The organism is Pseudomonas sp. CM25, assembly GCF_013179705.1.
Lineage (GTDB): Bacteria > Pseudomonadota > Gammaproteobacteria > Pseudomonadales > Pseudomonadaceae > Aquipseudomonas.
Genome location: NZ_JABMCW010000396.1, coordinates 1 through 4,521 on the forward strand (window position 1 = coordinate 1; position 4,521 = coordinate 4,521).

The window sequence follows — 4,521 nt, forward strand, 5'->3', positions numbered from 1 at the left end:
GGCTTACGAACGCATCAGCAAGCCAGATTCGGTGGTCGTCGACCTCAGCGACGCCACCTACATCGACAGTTCCGCACTCGGCATGCTGCTGATGCTGCGCGACCATGTGGGCGGCGATGACTCGGATGTGCGTGTGGTGCATACCAACTCCGACGTGCGCAAGATCCTCGCCATTTCCAATTTCGAAAAACTCTTCGATATCAGTTGAGCGCCGACATGCCGGCCGAACAGGCGTTGACCGTGCTGGTTGCCGAAGACGGTGCCGCCGACCGCCTGCTGCTGGCGCAGATCGTTCGCCGTCAGGGCCATCAGGTACTTACCGCAGAAAACGGCGAGCAGGCAGTGGCGCTGTTCGTCGAACGGCGCCCGCAGCTGGTGCTGCTTGATGCGCTGATGCCGGTGATGGACGGCTTCGAGGCAGCGCGGCAGATCAAGGCCCTGGCTGGCGAGGCGCTGGTGCCGATCATTTTCCTGACCTCGCTCAATGAAGAGGAGGGCCTGGTGCGCTGCCTGGAGGCGGGCGGTGATGACTTCATGGCCAAGCCCTACAGTGCGGTGATCCTCGGCGCCAAGATCCGCGCCATGGACCGCCTGCGCCGGTTGCAGGCCACCGTGCTGCAGCAGCGCGACCAGATTACCCGGCACCATCACCACCTGCTCAACGAGCAGCGTGTGGCGAAGGCGGTGTTTGACAAGGTGGCCCACTCCGGCTGCCTGTCTGCGCCGAACATCCGCTACCTGCAATCACCTTTTGCGCTGTTCAACGGTGACCTCATGCTGGCGGCTTTCACCCCGGCCGGCGAAATGCGTGTGCTGCTCGGGGATTTCACCGGCCACGGCCTGCCTGCGGCGGTGGGCGCCATGCCGCTGGCCGAGGTGTTCTACGGCATGACCGCCAAGGGCTACGGCATGGCGCAGATGCTCCGCGAGATGAACGCCAAGCTCAAGCGCATCCTGCCGGTCGACATGTTTTGTTGTGCAGTGCTCCTCAACCTCAGCATGCAGCGCGGTACGGTAGAGGTGTGGAACGGCGGCATGCCCGATGGCTATCGCCTGTCGGCGAGCGGCGAGGTGTTGTCGGCGTTGAGTTCGCGGCATCTGCCACTGGGCATTCTGGCGGCCGAGCGCTTCGATGACAGCACCGAGGTACTGCCGCTGGCGCCCGGTGAGCGCCTGCTGTTGCTATCGGACGGCGTGCTCGATACCGCCGACAACGATGACCGCCTGTTCGGCGTGCAGCGGCTGCGTGCGGTGCTTGCCGACAACCGTGACCCGGCGCAGCTGTTCGACCAACTGATGCAGGCCCTGGGGGACTTTGGCGGGCATCCGCGCGACGACATCAGCTTGTGCGACATCCGCATGTTCAGCGCCGATGAGCGGGTGCCGGCGCCGACGATTTACGCTGACAGTGGTCGCTCCAGCCCGCTTGACTGGTCACTGGGCTTCGAAGTGCGTGGCGAGAGCCTGAAGCGCTTCAACCCGGTGCCGTACCTGGTGCAGTTGCTGCAGGAAATCCACGGGTTGCGCGCCCGTACCGGTAGCTTGCACAGCGTGCTCAGCGAGCTGTACGCCAACGCCCTCGAGCATGGCGTGCTGGGCCTGGACTCGCAACTCAAGCGCGATGTGCAGGGTTTTACCGACTACTATCAGGAGCGCGCCCGGCGGCTGGGGTCGCTGACCGATGGTTTTGTACGCATTGATTTCAAGGTTGAACCGCATGCCGATGGCGGGCGTCTGATGATTCAGGTTCGCGACAGTGGAGCGGGGTTCGATGTGCAGCGGGTGCTTTCCCGGCCTTCGCAGGAGCACGGTCTGAGCGGTCGTGGCCTGCACCTGGTACGGCGGCTGGCCAGCCACGCGCGCTGGAGTGAGGGCGGGCGCTGTGCGCACGTCGAGTTCGTATGGTGAGCCACAGGCAGGCTCAGGCATAATCTGGCTTGATCAAGGAGTGAACAAGTGACTGACATGCATATCGACCAAAAGGTGCTCAGCGACCTGCGTGATGTCATGGAAGAGGGCTACCTGCAGCTGGTGCAGACGTTCCTCGAAGATTCCGAGCGGCGCCTTGCGCAGCTGCACGCTGCCAAGAGTGCCGAGGAGCTTGGCATCGCCGCGCACAGTTTCAAGGGCAGCAGCAGCAACATGGGTGCGGTGGCGCTGGCCGCGCTGTGCCAGCTGCTGGAAGACCGTGCCCGGCAGCCGCCGCTGTATGGCATCGAGGACCTTGTCAATCGCATCGACCAGGAATTTCTGGAGGTGCAGCGCTTCTACCAGGACGAGCACCAGCGCATTTCTGCGGGCTGAGACTCGACTTGGCGCGAGTCTTGCCTGTCTCTGGCCGGATGATCTTTTTGTTTCTGGCGCGGAGACCGCTCGATGCCTGTCGCACCCAACCCTTTGTTGCAAGCCAACGCCATCGCCAATTCCTCGCGTGCTGCCTCCGCGCAGATGGACAAACCGCTGCAGGCGCTGGGCGACAAGGGCGACGGCTTCGGCCAGGTGATGGCCAGGCAGGGGCGCGACAAGGTCGGCCGCCAGGACGACAAGGTCGCCCAGGCCAAGCCCAAGGACAAGCCCGAGGTTGCACAGGGCGGCAAGAAAGACCCCGCCGACAAAACCGCGGTTGCCGATGACGGCAACAAGTTGCCAGCAGACGACCAGGCCGATACCGGGCTGCGCGATGCCAGCCTGGTGGCCGGCCAGGTAACCGACGCACAGCCAGGCAGCCACCTGATCCAGGCCCAGGCCGAGGCGGTGGCGCCTGTGTTGCAGGCCGCTACGGCGCAGGCCTCTGCCGCGCAACCCGAGGAGGCGGCTGCCGAGGAAGCATTCGACCCGGACGCCGATCCCCTGGCCAATTTGCCTACACTGCGCTTGGCTCTGGAGCACAGTGCCCAGGCCAAGGGGGGCACTTCTGCGCATGCTCTGGACCCGTCACAGGCTCAGGGTGAAGAAGGGCGGGCAGCCGTCAATACCTTGGCGAATCTGGTCGAAGGCGGCGAAGGCGAATCCACTGAATCGGGTGACAAGGCCTTCGGTGCCTTGCTCGAAGATGGCCTGAAGGACACCAAGAGCGCCAGCAGCGATACCCGTGTCGACGATTTCGCCAACCGCCTGGCCAGCCTGACCCAGGCTGCCACGGCCAAGACCGCCAATGCCGTGCCGGCCAGCGCCAGCCCGTTGCACCAGCCATTGCCGATGAACCAGAACGCGTGGGCCGAAGGCTTGGTCAACCGGGTCATGTACCTGTCCAGCCAGAACCTCAAGTCGGCGGATATCCAGCTGGAGCCGGCAGAGCTGGGCCGCCTGGACATTCGCGTCAATGTAGCGGCGGACCAGGCCACCCAGGTCACCTTCATCAGCGGCCACGCTGGCGTGCGTGACGCTCTCGACAGCCAGGTGCACCGCTTGCGCGAGCTGTTTGCCCAGCAGGGGCTGGCGCAGCCGGATGTGAATGTGGCTGACCAGTCGCGCGGGCAGCAACAGCAGCAGGGGCAGGCGCAGGGTAGCAACCTGTCGGGGGTGGCGGCGCGGCAGGCGGAGCAGGGTCGTGAGGTTGTCGACAGCGCCCGGCCTGTGGAACAGCAGGTGGTTGTGGGTGACAGTGCGGTCGATTATTACGCCTGATGTTTACATGGGCGGGCCCTATCGCCGGCAAGCCAGCCCCTACAGGTACTGCACAAGGCTCAAGACCTGCGGGGAGCCTGTGGGAGCTGGCTTGCCAACGATAGGGCCGAGCCTGCTTCCCCAGGTACTGCACAAAGTTCATGGCCTACGGAGATCCTGTAGGAGCTGGCTTGCCGGCGATAGGGCCGAGCCTGCTCACGCGCAATTGGTCCACCTCTGCTAAATCTGGCATAACACTTGCTCAAGCCAAGCCATTCTCCCTTGAACTCCCAATGGACGACGGATTATTGGCATGGCGAAAAGCGAAGCAGTCAAAGACCCCGCCACTAAAGGCAAACTCAAGCTGATCCTGCTGGCCGTCGTGGGCCTTTTGCTGGCGATCGGGCTTTCGGTGGGCGCTACCTGGTTCTTCATGCACAAGAGCGAGCCGGCCCCGGCCGCCGAAACTGCAGCCAGCAACGTCAAGCCTGTGGCCATCTACGAAGCCCTGACCCCGGCCTTCGTGGTCAATTTCAACCAGAACGGCCGGCAGCGCTACATGCAGCTCAGCGTCACCCTGCAGGCGCGTAACCAGGCCGACATGGACGCCCTCAAGGTGCACATGCCGGTGATCCGCAACAACCTGGTGATGATGTTCTCCGGCCAAGGCTTCGACACCCTTGCCGCCAGCCCGGTCGGGCAGGAGATGCTGCGCCAGAAGGCCACTGCCGTGGTTCAGGAAGTGGCGCAGAAGGAAGTCGGCAAACCGGTCATCGACCAGTTGCTGTTCACCAATTTCGTATTGCAGTAGGAGTCCGCAATGGCCGTACAGGACCTGCTGTCCCAGGATGAAATCGATGCCCTGTTGCACGGCGTCGACGACGGGCTGGTGCAGACCGAAAGTGCATCGGAACC

6 protein-coding genes are annotated in these 4,521 nt (G+C 63.8%); all 6 read left to right on the top strand.

All coding sequences use genetic code 11. The annotated features are described in order from the left end of the window. Positions 1-208, top strand: a 208-nt coding sequence (locus tag HP546_RS26390; RefSeq protein ID WP_172231629.1) for an STAS domain-containing protein, incomplete at its 5' end; no start/stop codon positions are given. Between the two features lie 8 nt (positions 209-216). Beyond that, on the top strand, positions 217-1,908 hold the full coding sequence (locus HP546_RS26395; protein WP_172231632.1) for a fused response regulator/phosphatase: 1,692 nt from the start codon (positions 217-219) through the stop codon (positions 1,906-1,908). A 48-nt stretch (positions 1,909-1,956) separates the two neighbouring features. Then, entirely contained in the window at positions 1,957-2,304 is a 348-nt protein-coding gene (locus tag HP546_RS26400) for an Hpt domain-containing protein (RefSeq protein WP_172231635.1), read from the top strand. Between the two features lie 72 nt (positions 2,305-2,376). Beyond that, positions 2,377-3,627 (top strand): flagellar hook-length control protein FliK, encoded by a 1,251-nt coding sequence (locus HP546_RS26405; protein WP_172231638.1) that lies wholly within the window; start codon positions 2,377-2,379, stop codon positions 3,625-3,627. Positions 3,628-3,919: 292 nt separating this feature from the next. Continuing rightward, positions 3,920-4,417 (top strand): flagellar basal body-associated protein FliL, encoded by a 498-nt coding sequence (fliL, locus tag HP546_RS26410; RefSeq protein ID WP_172231641.1) that lies wholly within the window; start codon positions 3,920-3,922, stop codon positions 4,415-4,417. Positions 4,418-4,426: 9 nt separating this feature from the next. After that, positions 4,427-4,521, top strand: a 95-nt coding sequence (locus HP546_RS31555; protein WP_256678541.1) for a hypothetical protein, incomplete at its 3' end; no start/stop codon positions are given.